Here is a 17,185-nt window from a genome sequence, read left to right as displayed (position 1 = left end):
CGCTATGATAAAAGCGCAACGATTGATTACCGGATGGGAGTTGGAACTGATGGCGAAAGTGATCTTGAAGCGGCAGCGAAAAAAACGGCTCGAACAAGGCCATCCATGGATTTTTCAGAGCGAAGTCGACCGTATCGAGGGTGACATCACACCGGGAGATTTTGTCGATGTCTATAACCATCAAGGGTACTGGTTGGCGAAAGGCTACATCAATCCAACCTCGCAAATCATCGTCCGGGTGTTGACGCAAAACCCGGATGACGAGCTCGATGAGCGGTTTTTCATTGAGCGCATCCGCCGCGCCTGGGCGTATCGCGAACGGATGCTCCCGGGCGTCCGTTCATGCCGCGCCGTCTACGGCGAGGCCGATTTTCTGCCGGGGCTCATCGTCGATAAATATGAGGACGTGCTTGTGGTGCAAATTTTGGCGCTCGGGATGGAAGTGCACAAAGAGTGGATTTTGCGCGGCTTGCTTGACGTGTTCGCTCCAAGGGCCATTTATTTGCGCAACGATGTGTCCGTGCGGGAGCTTGAGGGTCTCAAACAGGAAAAAGGGTTTTGGTACGGGGAAGCGGAGACGGAGATGGAAATCGAGGAGAACAGCGTGAAATACATTGTCGACATTGAAAACGGGCAAAAAACCGGCTTTTTCTTCGACCAGCGGCAAAACCGCGCCGCCCTCCGCCCGCTCATCGGCCCGGAGACGACGGTGCTTGATTGTTTCACCCATACCGGCTCATTTATGCTGAACGCCTGCCTGTACGGAGCGAAGCACGCCACCGCCGTCGACATTTCCGAGCATGCAATTGAGACGGCAAAACGAAATGCGGCCTTAAACGGATTCACAAATGTAGAATTTGTCGTCGCCAACGCATTCGATTACTTGCGCGAAGCAGTGCGAGCCGGCAAACAGTGGGATGTCGTCATCATCGACCCGCCGGCGTTCGCCAAATCGGCCCACGCGGTGCCAAAAGCGCTGCGCGGCTATAAAGACATCAATTTGAACGGGTTGAAACTCGTCAAAGACGGCGGCTTTTTCGTCACGTCGAGCTGTTCGTACCATGTTCGCCCGCACATGTTCCAAGAGATGATCGCCGATGCGGCGTTTGACGCCAAAAAAGTGCTCCGCCAAGTGTACTGGAACGGCGCCGGCTATGACCACCCGAAACTGCTTGCCGCCGATGAAGGCGACTATTTAAAATTTGCCATCTACGAAGTGCACTCGCGGCGCTAAAGAAAAACGCTTAAGGACAAACCTTAAGCGTTTCTTTCTTGCCGCGGATGAAGAGGTTGTTCTTTGCGCAGCACGCTCAAGTAAACGAGCATGGAAACAAGCACCGAACCGGCGGCGGCTACATAAATGCTCGGATAGCCGAACCAGTGGCTGATTTGGCCAAACACCATCGCCCCGATGCCAACGCCTAAATCAAAAAAGGAGAAAAACGTTGCATTCGCCATTCCTTTCCGATGAACAGGGGCCCGCTCAACCGACCACGCCTGCAGCCCTGGCTGCACCATGCCAAAACCGAAGCCATACAATACTGCCGCCAAAAGCAGCGCCCATTCCCCCGGCAGCCAGGCGAGCAGCAGCATCGCAAGCAAAATGAGCCCCGCACCTGGGAGAAAGACAGCCCGATGCCCTTTCCGGTCATACAGCTGGCCGGCGAACGTGCGCGTCACCATCAGGGCGAGCGCATAAAGCAAAAAATACAGCTGCAAACCGCCGATCCCTTTTTGCGCCGTATACAGCGGCAAAAACGAAGCAATGCCGCCGAACGTCACCGTTAAAAAGAAGAGAAGCACGGACGGAACGAGCGCCGTTTTTTCGTAAAGGTCCCACTTGTTCGTCTCATAGCGCGGCCTTCCCTCCACTTTTTTATAGGTGATGGCCGCCGCAAACAATACGGAAGCGACGCCAAGCAGAGCGCAAATCAGAAACAAATGGCTAAACGGAATCATAGCGGCAAGCACAAGCCCAAGCGACGGACCGAAAGCGAGGGCGATGTTTCCTGACAATCCGTAATAACCCATTCCCTCCCCGCGGCGGCTGGCCGGAATGATGTCCGTCGCCACCGTTCCGGAAGCGGTTGTCGAAAACCCCCAGCCAATTCCTTGGACGACGCGCATCAAAAAGAGAAGGAAAATGCTTGAGATCAAGCTGTAGGAACCGACCGAAATGACAAAAATGAGAAGCCCCAATAAAAACACAAACCGGCGCCCTTTCGTCTCAAGCGCATGGCCGGCAAACGGACGGACGAGAAGTGCGGAAAAAGTGAAAATCCCGACGACAAGGCCGATGAGCTGGTCGTTGCCGCCTAAGTGTTCGACAAACAGCGGCAGTGTCGGCAGCGTCATTTGAAATCCAAGAAAAATGAAAAAGTTGGCCAAGCAAATCAAAATAAAATTGCGCGTCCAAATTTTTTCTTTCTGTTCCGCAACAATTTGCCTTTGTTGCGCATTCATACCGATCCCCCTTGTACGATATATATTTCGTGTCCCTTAATATTTGTCAGTATAGCATAACTGTATGCTTTCGTTTAACAAAAATGTTTGTCCAGCACGTTTTTTGAAAAAAGCCGCGCAAAGGCGGCTTTTCTCCGGAGCGAGCCTATATATCGGCCGCCCCAAGCGGTGCGGCCGATCGAGTAAAAAAAAGCCGCCAATCGGCGGCTTTTTACCATCCTTTCCGTTTCCGCAATGACACAATTTGCGCCGTATGATGCCTGCCATGCCATGCATACAGCGCGGTCAATACGTACAGCGGCATCGGCCGCAACGCTCCTTCCGGTTGGATGAGGCGATGAAAATCGGCTTCTGTCATCGACTCGAGCAGCGTCGTCCACCGTGCATGCAGTCCGTCAAGCAATAAAAGCGACGGTTCAATGGGCAGCGAGCGGGCATCGGCCGTTTTCGCCCATTCGCTTTCCGCAAACGGCTTCACCGTTGGGTCGTCTTCCGTCACTCCCCATTTCGTGCGCAAAAACGCGTTCATGCTTGCATCGGCCAAATGGTGGACGACTTGGGCCACCGTCCAGCCGCCGTCGCGGTACGGCGTGTTGAGCTGCTCATCATTCAAGCCGGAAACAGCGGCCCTTAAGTCGTTCGGCAGCCCGCGGATGGCAGCAATCCACTCTTGCACCTTCCCATCCTCAAACTGCTGCGGCGCTTGAAACGTTCCGATCGGGTAGCGAATCGGATCGACCGTCCCCATGTTGATCATCTCCCTTCCGTATTCATTCCACACAGAAAGGCAAATTCCTTCTTATTCTTTCCAGATGTATACGCGCGCCTCGTACGGTTTCAGCTTAAAACGCGTCGCATTTTTATGCGGACGGACCGGGTAGTTCGAGAGCGCCAAATCGCTTGACTGAAGGCGGAAGCCGTCATAGCGGTAAAGTGACGGGCGGTCCGACAAGTTGACGACTACAAGCGCGCGATCACGTCCGAGCGTTCTTGTGTACGCGTAAATGGATGGGTGGTTTTCCAAAAGCAGATCGTACGTTCCGTAAACAAACAGCTCGTTCGCTTTCCGAAGCTGAATCATTTGTCGATAAAACGACCATACCGAGTTCGGGTCGCGCCGCTCGGCCTCGACATTGATCGTACGATAGTTTTCGTTCACCTTGATCCATGGCGTACCTGTCGTGAATCCAGCGTTTGGAGCACCAGACCATTGCATCGGGGTGCGCGAGTTGTCGCGCCCGGTTTGCCAAATGATCTTCATCACTTCCTCATGGGTCCGCCCCTTCGCCCGTTCGAGTTCATACAGGCGAAGAGCGGACACATCACGATAATCACGGATGTCATCGAACCGCACGTTCGTCATCCCGATCTCTTGCCCCTGATAAATGAACGGCGTCCCTTGCATGAAAAAGTAGAGCGCGCCGAGCGCCTTGGCGCTTTCCGCCCAATAGTCGCGGTCATTGCCCCACGTCGAAACGGAGCGTGGCAAATCGTGGTTTTCCAAAAACAACGCATTCCACCCGCGGTTTTCAAGCCCTTTTTGCCATTTCGTCAACGTCCGCTTTAGGCGGCGGACATCGATGGAACCATCCGCACTCCTTTCCCATAGCCCTAGATGCTCAAACTGAAAAATCATATTGAACACGCCGTTTTCTTCCCCGACCCATTGTTCGGCCTCATCAACCGTTACTCCGTTCGCCTCGCCGACCGTCATAATGTCATATCGCGCAAACGTTTGCTCTTTCAACTCTCTTAAATATTCCATAATGCCAGGCTGGTTCATATGCCCGGCAAACGACGGTACATACTTCAGCCCCTTCGGGTTTGGCAAATCGGGAAGACCCGGCTTTTTCTTAATGTGGGAGATCGCGTCGATGCGAAAGCCGTCGATACCTTTATCCAGCCACCAGTTGACCATCTCATAAAGCGCCTGGCGCACCTCACTGTTTTCCCAGTTCAAGTCGGGCTGTTTGACATCAAAAATATGCAGATAATATTGACCCGTCCGCTCGTCATACTGCCACGCCGAGCCGCCGAAAATGCTTTCCCAGTTGTTCGGTTCGCGCCCGTCTTTGCCGTCGCGCCAAATGTACCAGTCGCGCTTCGGATTGTCGCGCGATGACCGCGATTCGATAAACCACGGATGCTCATCACTCGTATGGTTGATGACCAAATCCAAAATGACTTTCAACCCGCGCCGATGGGCTTGGGCAAGCAATTCATCGAAGTCATCCATCGTTCCAAACTCATCCATAATGGCATAATAATCGCTGATGTCATATCCGTTATCGGCGTTCGGCGACCGGTAAATTGGACAAATCCAAACGATGTCGACTCCAAGCTCCACCAAATAATCCAGCTTTTCGATGATGCCGCGAAGATCGCCGATGCCGTCGCCGTTGGCATCCATAAAGCTGCGCGGATAAATTTGATAGGCGACGCCCTCTTTCCACCATGTTTTTTTCAAGGCTTCCTCCCCCTTTGTGCACACGTTTTCACTATCCACTGTACACTACATGACGGAAATATACAACTCTCTTTTTCAAGACTATATACGTTGCAATTTTGTTTTACATGGCATTGTTTACTCTTCCTGTCACCTTGTCAGGAGGTAAAGAATGGAGATCGCAAATTCTTTATTACAACCTATATAGCGAAAAAATGATTGATGAATATTTTTAGGCTGTTGTTTTCAATTGCCGCCCGTAAAACAACAGCCGTTTGAACGATTTCCCCTTTTTCGTTTAACGTCGTTTCGATGAAACAAAGCCCCCCCAACACCTTGTCATCGCCAAATGACTCCCGCAACACATCCATATGGGCCATGCCGTTTAAGAGTGGCAAAATCATCGTTGTCTCACCGACGTACGGTTTAGCATCAGCGATGGCGCCCGCCAAATGATACGCCTTGTTTGAAAACACAACAAGATCGAACGGCTCCGTCCGTTCACCGGCCGCGATCAGTTTCGGCGCGAGCACTGCATCGCCGTGGACGCTGCGGATGACAAGCCCGCGTTCCTCAAGCTCCCGCTTTCTCCGCTCACGGACGAGAAATGTCACATCGACGCCTTTTTCGAGCAGGCGTCCGCCGAAATAGCCGCCAACCGCCCCCGCTCCCACGACAAGAACGCGCATGTTATGTATCCCCCTTTTCCCACATGTTCATCCTATTTCGCGCAGGAGACTCCCACTTCAACGACCAAAGGGAGTAAGTGGGAGAGGAATGCGCGTTCCCCTTTTCTTTTGTGTATGATATAATAAAGGCGTGGAGAAAACCGTTTAATAAAGGCACTCCAATAACTGCTACTCGATGTATGGAGTTGGTTACAGGAAACGTTGTAACCGTAAAACATCGAGCGTAGATCCGTCTGTTGTGTGTGGAAGCCAAGTACTGCCAACAGACACACCGAGAGAATCGGTAACGATGCAGGCATGACCTGCGTCGTTGGGTAGTTGTCAACCTGCCCTGATGCAACCCCAAGTCAAGGAAGGAGGACGAAGTCCGCTTGTACTTCTGGGGAGTTGCAAGCCCCCACTTCAAGCGTTAGCTAAGTGGGGGTAGTTGACAGCCAAGCCTAGGCTGGAATGGACAGCGTTTCGATGCAGACGTTGAAAAAAGGAAGAAGGGGACCCCCCTCCTTCCTTTCCAGCCGCTAGCAGCAACGCGACACTTTGCCGCCCTTAGCATTGTAGCGCGCCTCTTGCGCCTCGCAGAAAAACTCTTTCCTCGACTTGATCGGCTCACCCGGATGATGGGTTTTCATATGCTCGACATATTTTTCATAACTCGGCACGCCGACAAGCAAGTCAAGAAACTGCCGGCGATAGGCCAACACAGTTTGCAGCCATTTAGGCATAATGCTTCGCTCCTTCTCCATCGCGCGGCACGTACGGCGCTTCTTTGAGCGGCACATGTTTGTTTTGCAGCACTTTGATCCAGATGTTCAACGCCGAGATCAACATCGCAATCACAACGAGCATGAAAATCGCACACAATGTCGCATCAATGTAGTCGTTCATAATAATTTGCCGCATTTGCGCCTCATTCGTGGCCGGCGCCAAAATTTTGCCTTGGCTCAAGCTGTCTTGGAACATTTTCGCATGCGACAAGAAACCAATTTTAACGTTTTCATGGAACAGCTTTTGATACCCCGCCGTCAGCGTGACGACCAAAAGCCATGTCGTCGGCACGAGCGTCACCCAAACATAAGCCTTTTTGCCCATTTTAAATAGAATGGTCGTCGCAAACAACAAGGCGATGCCTGCCAACATTTGGTTGGCGATACCAAACAGCGGCCATAGGGTGTTGATGCCCCCAAGCGGATCGACGACGCCTTGGTACAGGAAGTAACCCCACGCCAACACACAAAGGGTCGTGGCGATCAAGTTCGAGGCAAGCGAATCCGTTTTGCCAAGCGGCTTGTAGAACGTCCCCATAATATCTTGGATCATAAAGCGGCCGACGCGCGTGCCAGCGTCAATCGTCGTCAAGATGAACAGCGCTTCGAACAGGATGGCAAAGTGATACCAGAACGCCATGAGCGCCTTGCCGCCGATGGCGCTCGATAAAATGTGCGCCATCCCGATCGCCAACGTCGGCGCCCCGCCCGTGCGCGACAACACCGTTTGCTCGCCGACGTCCTTCGCCAGCTCCGTCAGCATGTCAGGGGTGATCGTAAATCCCCACGACGACACGACTTTGGCCGCCTGAACGACATCCGTGCCGATCATTGCCGCCGGGCTGTTGATGGCAAAATACGCCCCTGGCGTCAGGACGCAAGCCGCCACCATCGCCATAACCGCCACGAACGACTCCATCAACATCGCACCGTAGCCGATCGGCCGCGCATGGCTTTCAAGCTCAATCATCTTCGGCGTCGTGCCGGATGAAACGAGCGCGTGGAACCCGGACACTGCGCCGCAGGCAATCGTGATGAACAAGAACGGGAACAAATTGCCGGCGAAGACCGGTCCTGTACCGTCGATAAATTTCGTCACTGCCGGCATTTGCAAATCCGGCATCACAACGAAAATGCCAAGCGCCAATCCGACGATGGTGCCGATTTTCAAGAATGTGCTCAAATAGTCACGCGGCGCAAGCAGCAGCCATACCGGCAGCGCCGAAGCGACAAATCCGTAAATGATCATTAAGATCGCGATCGTTTCCCCTTTGAGCGTAAACATCGCCGAAAGCGTCGGATGCTCTGCGACGTACTGACCGGACACAATCGACAAAATCAACAGCACAAATCCCCCAAGCGACGCCTCGGCAACACGACCTGGACGGATGAAGCGCATGTAAATGCCCATCAAAATCGCAATCGGAATCGTCGCGGCGATCGTAAACATCCCCCACGGGCTTCCGACAAGCGCTTTCACGACAACGAGCGCCAATACGGCCAATAAAATAATCATAATGCCCAAAATGCCAAGCGCTGCGATCAAGCCCGTCACCGGACCCATTTCTTCCTTAATCATTTCGCCGAGCGACTTCCCGTTGCGGCGCATCGACGCAAACAAAATGACAAAGTCTTGCACCGCTCCGCCGAGCACAACGCCGATCACAATCCAAAGCGTCCCAGGCAGATAGCCCATCTGCGCGGCCAAAATCGGTCCGACAAGCGGTCCCGCACCCGCAATAGCGGCAAAGTGATGGCCAAATAGCACCCATTTGTTCGTCGGAACATAGTCCTTCCCGTCATTGAACACTTCCGCTGGCGTTTTCCGGTTATCATCAAGACCAAACACTTTGCGGGCGATAAACCGGCTGTAAAAACGATAGGCGACCGCATACGTACAGACGGCGGCGACGATCAGCCACATGGCGTTGACCGACTCACCGCGGCTTAAAGCCAAAATGGCAAACGCGGCAGCCCCGAGGACGGAAATGAGCCCCCATAACAAGATCGATTTTAGTCCCTTCACACGGCTTCCCCCTTTATTTATTTGTCAAAATCCTTTACGTAACTATTATATTCATTATTCTAAAAAATTTAAAGTATTTTTTATCTTCAGCTAACATATCGTTTGGTTCTATAGGAAAGTTTTCCTGCCTTCCTATTGCAAAAAAGTATAAAACAAGTCTTTGGCGCAAAAAATGTAATTGCACCCATCGGCTTAACCAGCAACTGACCATGAAGCACCCATCGATTGTCTCCAGCTCCATCTGACGGTGCAACGGACAAAGCAACGATCAACTAATATTATTATCTCAGTAAAGGATGCGAGAAGGTGAAAGCAATCGAAGCATTGTTATGGAGCATTGCTTTGCCTGGATTCGGGCAACTGTTGAACAAAAAGTATATAAAAGGAATTTTGTTTATTGCGTTGGAATTTGTGATTAACACCCAATCCCATTTCAATGAAGCCATCCGCCTCAGCTTTTTGGGACGTACGGATGAGGCCGCCCGCATTGTCGATATCGGATGGCTGATGTTTTATCCATGTTTATACTTTTTTGCCATGTGGGATGCGTTTAAAGACGCTGGCGGCGGGCAAACGCCGTACTCGTTTTTGCCGTTTGTCGTCTCCGCCTACTTTGTGACGGTCGGCTTGATGTACTCGTCGCACGTGACGATCGGCGGCGTGTTTTTTGGACCGATTTGGCTGCCGATCTTATCTGTCATCCCTGGGCTCTCCATTGGATGGCTGCTGCAATTTCTGCTGCTGAAATGGAAATAGCCATCCGCTTGGTGATTGCCCAGCCACAAAAGCCGCCAATTATTCATTGGCGGCTTTCGGTTGCGGCTCTTTGGCGCTTTTTCGTTTTTTCATCGTTCCCGCCACAATGACAGCGGCAACAACAAGCAACTCAAATCCATACTTCACGGCAGGATTGGCAAAATACGCCTTTAAAAACGGCTCATCGACGATCATTTTCGCCGCCGTCCAAGCGAGGACACCGGCGCCGATCGTAATAATGATTGGGAAGCGCTCGATCCATTTTAAAATAAACGTGCTGCCCCACACCATGATCGGAACGGAAATGAGCAACCCAAGAATGACGAGGAGAAAGTTTCCGTGCGCGGCGCCGGCGACCGCCAATACGTTGTCAAGCCCCATCAACGCATCGGCAATAATGATCGTGCGAATTGCCTCCCATAAATTTCCCCCGGCTTCAACATCGTCGTGGCCCTTCCCCTCAACAAGCAGCTTATAGGCGATCCAGACAAGCAGCACGCCGCCGACAAGCAAAAGCCCTGGGATTTTCAGCAGCCAGACGACGAAGATCGTCGCCAACGCCCGGATGACGACAGCGCCTACCGTCCCCCAGACAACGGCCTTTTTTTGCTGGTATTTGGGCAAGTTGCGGGCCGCCAATCCAATCACAATGGCGTTATCCCCTGCCAGCAAAAGATCGATAATAACGATCGACAGCAACGCCGTCCAAAACTCCGCTGACAATACATCCATGGAACAATCCCCCTTCACAAGTTATATTTTTCCTTTAGCGAAATCGGCGCCATCTTGATGACTTGTTGCAAAATAAACATAAGAACGGCGAAATCATCGATCAAACCAAACAACGCGAGCCAATCTGGAATGAGGTCAAGCGGCAGCACCATATATAGCAGAAACAGCCCGACAGAGAACGCTTTTTTTCGCATCGGCACCTCGCGCGAAGCAAAAAATTCAACCAAAAACGGAAGAAAACGTCGGACGTGAACGACCAGGCGAAGTCGCCTCCACCACTTGCGCATACCATTCCCCTCCATCCTTCTGACGATTTTCTTCCAAAGCCTCGTCCATTTTCTTTTACGATTATCTTCCCCCTTTCGTTTCGAGCAATGAAAAAAGACCTTTACCATTCTTGGTAAAGGTCTTTTCACAAACAAAGACCTTTACCGCCGCAGGTAAAGGTCTCGCTAACAACGTTGCCGTTGCCAACAAAGCCGAGGGCGCACGCCCTGAACTGACGACTTTGCTGTTAAAGCTACTCCCCTTTAACAAATGCATATTCACTTTGCAATTTCATGATATTCAATGTTTGTGCATCCTGTCAATACCATTTTTTCATCTGTTGCAAAAAACCGCCTCCACTCCCTTTCCAAACAGCGCAACAATTCCCTCCGCCTTTTCATTGCCCGGCTGTGAACTTTAAACCGATGATCCCGACAAGAATGAACAATAAAAAGACAATCCGCGGCGCGTTTATCGGCTCATTTAAAAACAGCATGCCGATGATGACCGCCCCGAGCGCCCCGATTCCCGTCCAAACCGCATAGGCGGTGCCGATTGGCAATGTTTTCGTTGCCATCGATAAAAAGTAAAAACTGGCCGCCATCCCCGCAACAGTGACGACAGACGGCCACAGACGGGTGAACCCAGCCGTATATTTCAGGGAAATGGCCCAGACGATTTCGAATATCCCGGCGACAACTAAGTATACCCACGCCATGTTTCATTCCTCCTTTCGAAAAATAAAAAAGCCGTGAGAAATATCAAAAATGATACTCCTCCCGGGCTTTTATCCCTCCGTGTACGCGAGAATGACGCGCGTTTTCTCTCGGTCGCAGTCCAGCCGCCAGGCAGCTGCGGAACCCTAGAAAACCTTTTTCTTCCTTTATCCGCTGTTATTGTACCATGTTTGTTGCCGATCGGCTACTGATTTGACCTGCCGCATTACCGTCATAGAAGAAAGCAGATGGGGCATCCCCACCTGCCTTATACCGGATCGTTATCAACATCGCTGTACGATTCAATCGCTTGATCGAGCGCCCGATAGGCCTCAGCGAAAGCGTTTGTCGCCGATTCGTCACCGGCGGCGGCAAGTTCGACCCGTGCATTGCGCGCATGGGTGACAGCGCGAATGACGTCTTCAATCATTTGCCTCTTCTCTCCGGAACTCGCCTTCAATTGTTCAAGCTCATGAATCGCCCCATCAAGACTCGTCGAGCGCGGTTCGTCAAACGATTGTTCCAGCTGCTCTTTCACACGCTCCAATATTTCTTTCATGATCGCCCATCCTTTCTCTATTCGTTGTCATCCGCTAGTGTGGGCGATTCGCCGCAAACTATGCATCCTTGTCTCCACCTCGTTCAGTCATTGACCCGCGCATCTTTCAATCCGGCCCAAAAGGCGGCAACGACGGAAAGTGCAACAATCAGCAGCGGCGCATACATAATCAAAAACGTTTGCATCATCCTTTTCCTCCTTCCCATTTTCCTTTGACATACGCCTTGTTAAACAAAAAGAGGCGCATCAACAAATACAAAGACGGGATGAGAAGCAAGAACCCGGCGATAAACGCAACAATTAACGCCATCGCCATCGTTTCATTGGTGAACCCGTCATAAATCGTTAAATGCGGGTAAAGCAAATACGGGTAATGCGAAATGCCGTACGCATAAAACGCGAACGCGTATTGAAACAACAGCGCAATAAACGCCCAGCCGAACCGCCGCTGCCGCCAAAGCAGCCAAACGGTAATGACAAAAAACAAAAAGGAAATGACCAGCATCCACGCCACATTCCATAGGTTGGCGTAATGCTCGGGATTATGGTAGCGGAGCTGGTAAATAATGAGCAGCGCTGACAACATCGTCGGCCCGCTCCAAAGAAGAGCGTAGCGGCGCAACAGCTCCCGCGCCCGCTCATCCCCGGCCTCATTCGCATAATACGTCAAAAACACGGCGGAAATGTACAAGACGCTTGTGACGCTTAACAACACGATGCTCCATGACAAAGGGCTTGCAAACAGTTTCCCGTAATCCAGCGCAACGGCCTCTCCGCGCCTCTCGACAAATCCGCCTTCCGAAATCGTCAAGACGATCGACAGCGAGGCGGGAATCAACAAGCCTGTCAGCCCGTAAACGAGCAAATACCAGTTCCGCTCCGTTCCCCCGTAGGTGTGAAACGCATAGTACGAGCCGCGAATGGCGAGCAAAACAATCGAAATGCTGGCCGGAACAAGCAGCACTGAGCCATAATAATACGCCGTCTTCGGAAAGAATCCGACGATCCCGACAAAGAAAAAGACGAGAAAGACGTTTGTCACTTCCCATACCGGCGACAGATAGCGCTGAATGATGCGGTGCAAAATATGCTGTTTGTTTGCCCAATGGCTATAGGCGCTGAAAAACCCAGCCCCGAAATCAATCGAGGCAACGATAATGTACCCGAACAAAAACAGCCATAACACCGAAATGCCAATGACTTCGAGCGTCATGGCGCCACCTCCCCATTATTGGCCCGCTCTGCCAGCTCCCGTTCAACCGGGTTGCGGCGGAACATACGGATGAGCACTATTGCGCTCGCAATTACTAACACCATATACAAAAGGCAAAACAACACAAGCATCGTATCCACATGCGCCGACGATGTCGCTCCTTCCGCCGTTTTCATATAGCCACGCAAAATCCACGGCTGCCGCCCGACTTCCGCTAAGTACCATCCCGCCTCAATCGCAGCCATCGCCAGCGGCCCTCCCGCCACCAACAGTCCAAAAAACCACTTTTTCGCCGTCCACTTCCAGCGGAAAATCGATCCGAGCCAATACGCGGCTGCGACAACCATTAAAAACACCCCGATCGTGACCATCACATCGAATAAGTAATGAATGTACAGTGGTGGGCGTTCATCTTCCGGAAATTCGTTCAGCCCGGTCACAACCGCCCCCGGGTGGTTGTGCGCCAAAATGCTTAACGCATATGGGATTTTAATGGCATACTTCACCTCGCCATCCTCTGTCAGCATGCCAAACAACACGAGGGGCGCGTGGGAGCTCGTTTCAAAATGCCATTCAGCGGCCGCCAGCTTTTCTGGCTGGTATTCGGCTAAAAATTTGCCCGATAAGTCGCCAATCAATGCACTGGCTACCGAAAAAATAAAAGCTGTTTTCATCATTAAATGAAGTGCCTTGCGATGATAAATGTGACGATTGCCTTTCCATAAATGCCAAGCGGCGATCGAAGCAAGCACGAATGCTGACGTCATATACGAAGTCGCTAGCACATGGGCGACTTTCGTCGGCATCGCTGGGTTGAACATAGCCGCGATTGGATCGATGTTGACAAGCTCGCCGTTTTTAAATTCAAACCCTTGCGGCGTATTCATAAACGCGTTCACCATCGTAATAAACATGGCTGATGCTGAAGACCCAATTGCCACCGGGATAAGCAAAAGCAAATGTTTTTTCTGATTTTCGAACCGATCCCATGTATACAAATAAATGCCGAGGAAAATGGCTTCAAAAAAGAAGGCGAACGTCTCCATGAACAGCGGCAAGCTGATCACTTGGCCAGCCAGCTGCATAAAGTTCGGCCATAAAAGCGACAGCTGCAAGCCGATCGCTGTTCCTGTCACCACGCCGACCGCTACGGTGATGACAAAACCGCGCGTCCAGCGGCGAGCGAGTAAGATGTAATGCATATCATTTTTGCGAATCCCAACCCACTGGGCAATGGCGATCATCAGTGGAATCCCGACGCCGATCGTGGCATAAATGATGTGGACCGTCAGCGTCAATCCCGTCAAAATACGGCTAAGCAGCACCGGATCGTAACCGTTCACGATTCATCCCCCCTTATGAAAACAAGCGACCAATCAAGGAAAGCAAGACAACAGCCGCAACAGCAAAGCTAACGAACACAAGCGTTTTTTCATGCCGCTTCCACATATCCATCCCCCCGAGCGAACAAACAGTGGTGAAGAATTTGTGACAACCATCACAAATTATCCACTTCATATTATTTCATAAAATCGGGGACGCTATCCGGCATGATTTCGAATAATTTGTGTCATTTTTCACATATTCATCGTGACAAACAAAAAAAGCAGGAGATCCCTGCCCTCATGTTATAAATATTTCCGATGCACCGTTTTCCCGTCATACGTAAACAACATCGGCTTTTCCTCGACGACCGTCTCCATATGGACCGGACGGCCCCACAACTGATAAATGTATGGGAGCACTTTTTCTAAATACTTCAGATCGAGTTCGATTCCTTCATACCAATGCTTCAAATACAACTCTCCGTTGCGCATATAATCGCCGTCATTGACCGTGATATACGGGAATCCGCCGTTCACCCGCATGCTGACGAGTTGGTCGCGGATATGATCCCAGTTTTTGTCGACGATTTTATATTCTTTCCCCTGTTTTTGGAACAAATACATATCTTCGCGCATAACGAGCTCTTTCGTTAAATAGTTGCGCAAAAACGAAATGTCGGATTCGAGTTCGCGCACTTCAAAAATTTTCGCCCTCCCCGCCCCCGGCTTGACGCCGTATTTTTTCATCTCCTCAGTCGGGTTGTTCCACCGCTCTTCAATGTCTTCAAAAATTTTCAGTCCTAAATAATACGGATTGATGCCAGTGCGCGACGGTTGCACGACGTTGGCGTTCAGTTTCGCAAATTCAATCGCCTCATCGCTCGTCAAATCCATCTCGCGCAAAATGCGCTGATGCCAATACGTCGCCCAGCCTTCGTTCATGATTTTCGTCTCCAGCTGCGGCCAAAAATAGAGCATTTCCTCGCGCATCATCGTCAAAATGTCGCGCTGCCAGTCCTCGAGTTCACGGCTGTATTCTTCGATAAACAGCAAAACGTCTTTTTCCGGCTGCGGCGGAAACTTGCGGCGCTTTTTCCGCGGCGGCTCTTTCGGTTTGTTTCGCTCATCGAGCGTCCATAAATCGTCATATGGCGTGGATGTCTTAGGCGGGGCTTCTTCCTCATACACCTCTGTATCCTCCCACGTCCATGACAACTTTGGCCGCAACAGCGACGGATCGATATGCTCCTGAATGGCCAAGACGGCATCCAAAAATTTTTCCACTTCCCATTTTCCGTATTGGTGCTCATAATGTTTGATCCGCTCTGCTGTCGCCGCCATGCTTTCCACCATCTCCCGCTTCGTGTTGCTGAAGCGGACGTTGTTTTTGAAAAAGTCGCTGTGGGCCAACACATGGGCGACGATCAGCTTATTTTGGATGAGCGTATTCGTATCGAGCAAAAACGCGTAGCAAGGGTCCGAATTGATGATGAGCTCGTAAATTTTGCTTAACCCTAAATCATAGTGAAGCTTCATTTTGTAAAACTGTTTCCCAAAGCTCCAGTGGGAAAATCGCGTCGGCATCCCATAAGCGCCAAATGTATAAATAATGTCAGCCGGGCAAATCTCATAGCGCATCGGGTAAAAGTCCAACCCAAATCCTTCTGCGATTTCTGTAATCTCCGCAATCGCTCGTTCCAGCTCTTTCAGCTCGTCCTGCCGCATCCATCTCCCCCCTTTTTCCTCTTATCACAATGTATGAGGGAAACGGCGTTTTGATACGTTCCATCGTTTGGCATGAACGCGCAGCGCCCCATTTTCATTTGTGGACCGTTGGCTTATAATGGTCATATACAAGAAATCGCGGCAAAGCGTGGTGGTCATTTGCAGCACTATTTGCATTATCTTATCGAACACTTCGGCTACATCGGCATTATGGTTGCGCTGATGCTCGGCATTGTTGGGCTGCCGATCCCCGACGAGCTGCTGTTGACATATGCCGGTTACCGCGTTTCAACGGGGGCGTTTTCGTATCCGCTCGCTTTTCTTTCCTGCTGGCTTGGAGCCATCATTGGCATCTCGCTCAGCTATATGCTAGGGATTACGCTCGGGCTGCCGTTTTTGCATAAATTCGGTCCCAAGCTCCATCTTACAGAAAAACGGCTCGAGCAAACGAAAGCGCTTTTTTCGAAGCTCGGCCCAGCGGTATTGTTCATTTGTTATTTCATCCCCGGCGTTCGGCATCTCGCCGCCTTTTGGGCCGGCATGAACGCCTACCGTTGGAGAAAGTTTGCCTTGTTTGCCTACAGCGGGGCGATGGTGTGGGTCGCTGTCTTTTTGACGATCGGCGCCTATTTTGAAAGCCGCTGGATGGCCGTCAAGCAGTACATCCATGCCTACCGTCCATTCTTATTTCCAGTCTTTTTGGTCGCTCTTGGTTTCGCCATCCTTTATTGGTACATGCAACAAAAGCGGAAAACACCGGGGTAATCCCGGTGTTTTCCATTTCTCGATGCACGCTATACGTTCTCGCGCGGGCCGCGATGGTACGTTTCTGTCAACAGCCCCATAAACAAACCGAATCCGAACATAAACATCGAGGCCCCGATAATGCCGAGACTGATGATCGTCAAGAAATAGTCTTTGTTGTAAGCGCTTGCGATAAAACTGAGCAAAAAGAGCGCTGTTCCGACGACCAGCCCGACCGAGGCCATCCATTTGCACATGTTTGTAATTTCGTGCCCTTCGTGCCGTTTGTTCATTCTCATCATCCCCTTACTTTGAGGATACTATCCTTGTCACAAAATTGCAACATTTATTTTTCCTTTTTCGTTTTCATTTCGGTTATAATTTATATTTTGCCTTCTGTCGCAACATTTACAGGGCAACAAAACGCCTTCCCGTCATACACTAACAATGACTCCTTCTTGACAAAGGAGGCATGCCGCTTGAACACCGTCGACTATGATAAGGCGCTTTACTATACGCATCGCTCCGAATGGGACAATTTGCTGATTTTGATGGTGCGCACGCCTGATGACATATTGTCAAAAAAAATTGAGAAGTTTCTCCACGCCTATAATTTCGAACATGACTACTCCGTCATTCAAGAGCGGCTCACGGCTTTGCTTCGCTACATCGACCATGCGCTTGAGGTAAGCGAACAAAAAACGGGAGTCGAGCAGTACGCGTATTTCTATTCGTAAAAACAACGGGGAATGGGTTCAAC

The 17,185-nt window shown here is 51.0% G+C and carries 18 protein-coding genes, 1 pseudogene and 1 riboswitch; of the genes and pseudogenes, 4 read left to right on the top strand and 15 right to left on the bottom strand.

Going from position 1 to position 17,185, the window contains the following annotated elements:
- Window positions 1-49 precede the first annotated feature (49 nt).
- On the top strand, window positions 50-1,234 hold the full coding sequence (locus tag ETC02_RS05865) for a class I SAM-dependent rRNA methyltransferase (protein WP_050368263.1): 1,185 nt from the start codon (window positions 50-52) through the stop codon (window positions 1,232-1,234).
- 23 nt (window positions 1,235-1,257) lie between these two features.
- Here ETC02_RS05865 and ETC02_RS05860 read toward each other — a convergent pair whose 3' ends face one another.
- The 6 genes and pseudogenes from ETC02_RS05860 to ETC02_RS05835 all read right to left on the bottom strand — a co-directional run bounded on the left by ETC02_RS05860 (window position 1,258) and on the right by ETC02_RS05835 (window position 8,388).
- Entirely contained in the window at window positions 1,258-2,463 is a 1,206-nt protein-coding gene (locus ETC02_RS05860) for an MFS transporter (RefSeq protein WP_050368262.1), read from the bottom strand.
- A gap of 211 nt (window positions 2,464-2,674) precedes the next feature.
- A complete protein-coding gene (locus tag ETC02_RS05855; protein ID WP_050368261.1) occupies window positions 2,675-3,211 on the bottom strand; it encodes a YfiT family bacillithiol transferase in 537 nt (178 codons plus the stop codon).
- Between the two features lie 51 nt (window positions 3,212-3,262).
- Window positions 3,263-4,930: a glycoside hydrolase family 13 protein gene (locus ETC02_RS05850; RefSeq protein ID WP_050368260.1), complete on the bottom strand. Its 1,668-nt coding sequence runs from the start codon at window positions 4,928-4,930 to the stop codon at window positions 3,263-3,265.
- Window positions 4,931-5,166: 236 nt separating this feature from the next.
- Window positions 5,167-5,598 (bottom strand): annotated as a pseudogene (locus ETC02_RS05845) (2-dehydropantoate 2-reductase N-terminal domain-containing protein); the annotation flags it as partial.
- A 518-nt stretch (window positions 5,599-6,116) separates the two neighbouring features.
- The gene (locus ETC02_RS05840; RefSeq protein WP_015374005.1) at window positions 6,117-6,320 is read right to left on the bottom strand and encodes a YbdD/YjiX family protein; all 204 of its coding nucleotides are present in this window, start codon (window positions 6,318-6,320) and stop codon (window positions 6,117-6,119) included.
- The gene (locus ETC02_RS05835; protein WP_050368259.1) at window positions 6,313-8,388 is read right to left on the bottom strand and encodes a carbon starvation CstA family protein; all 2,076 of its coding nucleotides are present in this window, start codon (window positions 8,386-8,388) and stop codon (window positions 6,313-6,315) included. Before ETC02_RS05835 ends, ETC02_RS05840 begins: the two co-directional genes overlap by 8 nt.
- 306 nt (window positions 8,389-8,694) lie before the next feature.
- On the opposite strand from ETC02_RS05835, the gene ETC02_RS05830 reads away from it, so the two are divergent.
- Window positions 8,695-9,144: a hypothetical protein gene (locus ETC02_RS05830; protein ID WP_014194961.1), complete on the top strand. Its 450-nt coding sequence runs from the start codon at window positions 8,695-8,697 to the stop codon at window positions 9,142-9,144.
- A gap of 39 nt (window positions 9,145-9,183) precedes the next feature.
- Here the strand turns inward: ETC02_RS05830 and ETC02_RS05825 are convergent, their stop codons facing one another.
- From ETC02_RS05825 to ETC02_RS05795, 8 genes are all read right to left on the bottom strand, one after another.
- Window positions 9,184-9,876, bottom strand: a complete 693-nt coding sequence (locus tag ETC02_RS05825; protein WP_050368258.1) for a TerC family protein — start codon at window positions 9,874-9,876, stop codon at window positions 9,184-9,186.
- A gap of 14 nt (window positions 9,877-9,890) precedes the next feature.
- Complete coding sequence (locus tag ETC02_RS05820; RefSeq protein WP_050368257.1) at window positions 9,891-10,163, bottom strand: YkvA family protein; 273 nt, start codon at window positions 10,161-10,163, stop codon at window positions 9,891-9,893.
- A 377-nt stretch (window positions 10,164-10,540) separates the two neighbouring features.
- The gene (locus tag ETC02_RS05815; RefSeq protein ID WP_050368256.1) at window positions 10,541-10,861 is read right to left on the bottom strand and encodes a DMT family transporter; all 321 of its coding nucleotides are present in this window, start codon (window positions 10,859-10,861) and stop codon (window positions 10,541-10,543) included.
- A gap of 56 nt (window positions 10,862-10,917) precedes the next feature.
- Window positions 10,918-11,020, bottom strand: a riboswitch (guanidine-I (ykkC/yxkD leader).
- 107 nt (window positions 11,021-11,127) lie between these two features.
- Entirely contained in the window at window positions 11,128-11,418 is a 291-nt protein-coding gene (locus ETC02_RS05810; RefSeq protein ID WP_050368255.1) for a hypothetical protein, read from the bottom strand.
- A gap of 83 nt (window positions 11,419-11,501) precedes the next feature.
- Window positions 11,502-11,603 carry a cytochrome bd oxidase small subunit CydS family protein gene (gene cydS / locus ETC02_RS18355; RefSeq protein WP_371810108.1) on the bottom strand — a complete coding sequence of 34 codons (102 nt, stop codon included), beginning with the start codon at window positions 11,601-11,603 and terminating at the stop codon, window positions 11,502-11,504.
- The gene (locus ETC02_RS05805; RefSeq protein ID WP_050368254.1) at window positions 11,603-12,631 is read right to left on the bottom strand and encodes a cytochrome d ubiquinol oxidase subunit II; all 1,029 of its coding nucleotides are present in this window, start codon (window positions 12,629-12,631) and stop codon (window positions 11,603-11,605) included. The genes cydS and ETC02_RS05805 overlap by 1 nt, the downstream gene beginning before the upstream one ends.
- Window positions 12,628-13,974 (bottom strand): cytochrome ubiquinol oxidase subunit I, encoded by a 1,347-nt coding sequence (locus ETC02_RS05800; protein WP_171698123.1) that lies wholly within the window; start codon window positions 13,972-13,974, stop codon window positions 12,628-12,630. Before ETC02_RS05800 ends, ETC02_RS05805 begins: the two co-directional genes overlap by 4 nt.
- Before the next feature lie 285 nt (window positions 13,975-14,259).
- On the bottom strand, window positions 14,260-15,681 hold the full coding sequence (locus ETC02_RS05795) for a SpoVR family protein (RefSeq protein ID WP_050368252.1): 1,422 nt from the start codon (window positions 15,679-15,681) through the stop codon (window positions 14,260-14,262).
- Window positions 15,682-15,840: 159 nt separating this feature from the next.
- On the opposite strand from ETC02_RS05795, the gene ETC02_RS05790 reads away from it, so the two are divergent.
- Complete coding sequence (locus tag ETC02_RS05790) at window positions 15,841-16,446, top strand: DedA family protein (protein WP_050368765.1); 606 nt, start codon at window positions 15,841-15,843, stop codon at window positions 16,444-16,446.
- A 29-nt stretch (window positions 16,447-16,475) separates the two neighbouring features.
- On the opposite strand, the gene ETC02_RS05785 is transcribed toward ETC02_RS05790, so the two are convergent.
- On the bottom strand, window positions 16,476-16,724 hold the full coding sequence (locus ETC02_RS05785) for a hypothetical protein (protein ID WP_050368251.1): 249 nt from the start codon (window positions 16,722-16,724) through the stop codon (window positions 16,476-16,478).
- Window positions 16,725-16,904: 180 nt separating this feature from the next.
- On the opposite strand from ETC02_RS05785, the gene ETC02_RS05780 reads away from it, so the two are divergent.
- Window positions 16,905-17,162 carry a YhdB family protein gene (locus ETC02_RS05780; RefSeq protein ID WP_050368250.1) on the top strand — a complete coding sequence of 86 codons (258 nt, stop codon included), beginning with the start codon at window positions 16,905-16,907 and terminating at the stop codon, window positions 17,160-17,162.
- Window positions 17,163-17,185: the final 23 nt, after the last annotated feature.

Source organism: Geobacillus sp. DSP4a (assembly GCF_013096875.1).
Lineage (GTDB): Bacteria > Bacillota > Bacilli > Bacillales > Anoxybacillaceae > Geobacillus > Geobacillus thermophilus.
Note: the sequence above shows the minus strand (reverse complement) of the source record. Positions and strands in the feature narration are given on the sequence as shown.

What these genes read in the sequence shown, in the direction of transcription:
- cydS (WP_371810108.1), bottom strand. Translation starts at nt 11,603, where the DNA reads ATGCAAACGTTTTTGATTATGTATGCGCCGCTGCTGATTGTTGCACTT.
- ETC02_RS05820 (WP_050368257.1), bottom strand. Translation starts at nt 10,163, where the DNA reads ATGCGCAAGTGGTGGAGGCGACTTCGCCTGGTCGTTCACGTCCGACGT.
- ETC02_RS05785 (WP_050368251.1), bottom strand. Translation starts at nt 16,724, where the DNA reads ATGAGAATGAACAAACGGCACGAAGGGCACGAAATTACAAACATGTGC.
- ETC02_RS05795 (WP_050368252.1), bottom strand. Translation starts at nt 15,681, where the DNA reads ATGCGGCAGGACGAGCTGAAAGAGCTGGAACGAGCGATTGCGGAGATT.
- ETC02_RS05805 (WP_050368254.1), bottom strand. Translation starts at nt 12,631, where the DNA reads ATGACGCTCGAAGTCATTGGCATTTCGGTGTTATGGCTGTTTTTGTTC.
- ETC02_RS05810 (WP_050368255.1), bottom strand. Translation starts at nt 11,418, where the DNA reads ATGAAAGAAATATTGGAGCGTGTGAAAGAGCAGCTGGAACAATCGTTT.
- ETC02_RS05825 (WP_050368258.1), bottom strand. Translation starts at nt 9,876, where the DNA reads ATGGATGTATTGTCAGCGGAGTTTTGGACGGCGTTGCTGTCGATCGTT.
- ETC02_RS05855 (WP_050368261.1), bottom strand. Translation starts at nt 3,211, where the DNA reads ATGGGGACGGTCGATCCGATTCGCTACCCGATCGGAACGTTTCAAGCG.
- ETC02_RS05860 (WP_050368262.1), bottom strand. Translation starts at nt 2,463, where the DNA reads ATGAATGCGCAACAAAGGCAAATTGTTGCGGAACAGAAAGAAAAAATT.
- ETC02_RS05815 (WP_050368256.1), bottom strand. Translation starts at nt 10,861, where the DNA reads ATGGCGTGGGTATACTTAGTTGTCGCCGGGATATTCGAAATCGTCTGG.
- ETC02_RS05865 (WP_050368263.1), top strand. Translation starts at nt 50, where the DNA reads ATGGCGAAAGTGATCTTGAAGCGGCAGCGAAAAAAACGGCTCGAACAA.
- ETC02_RS05840 (WP_015374005.1), bottom strand. Translation starts at nt 6,320, where the DNA reads ATGCCTAAATGGCTGCAAACTGTGTTGGCCTATCGCCGGCAGTTTCTT.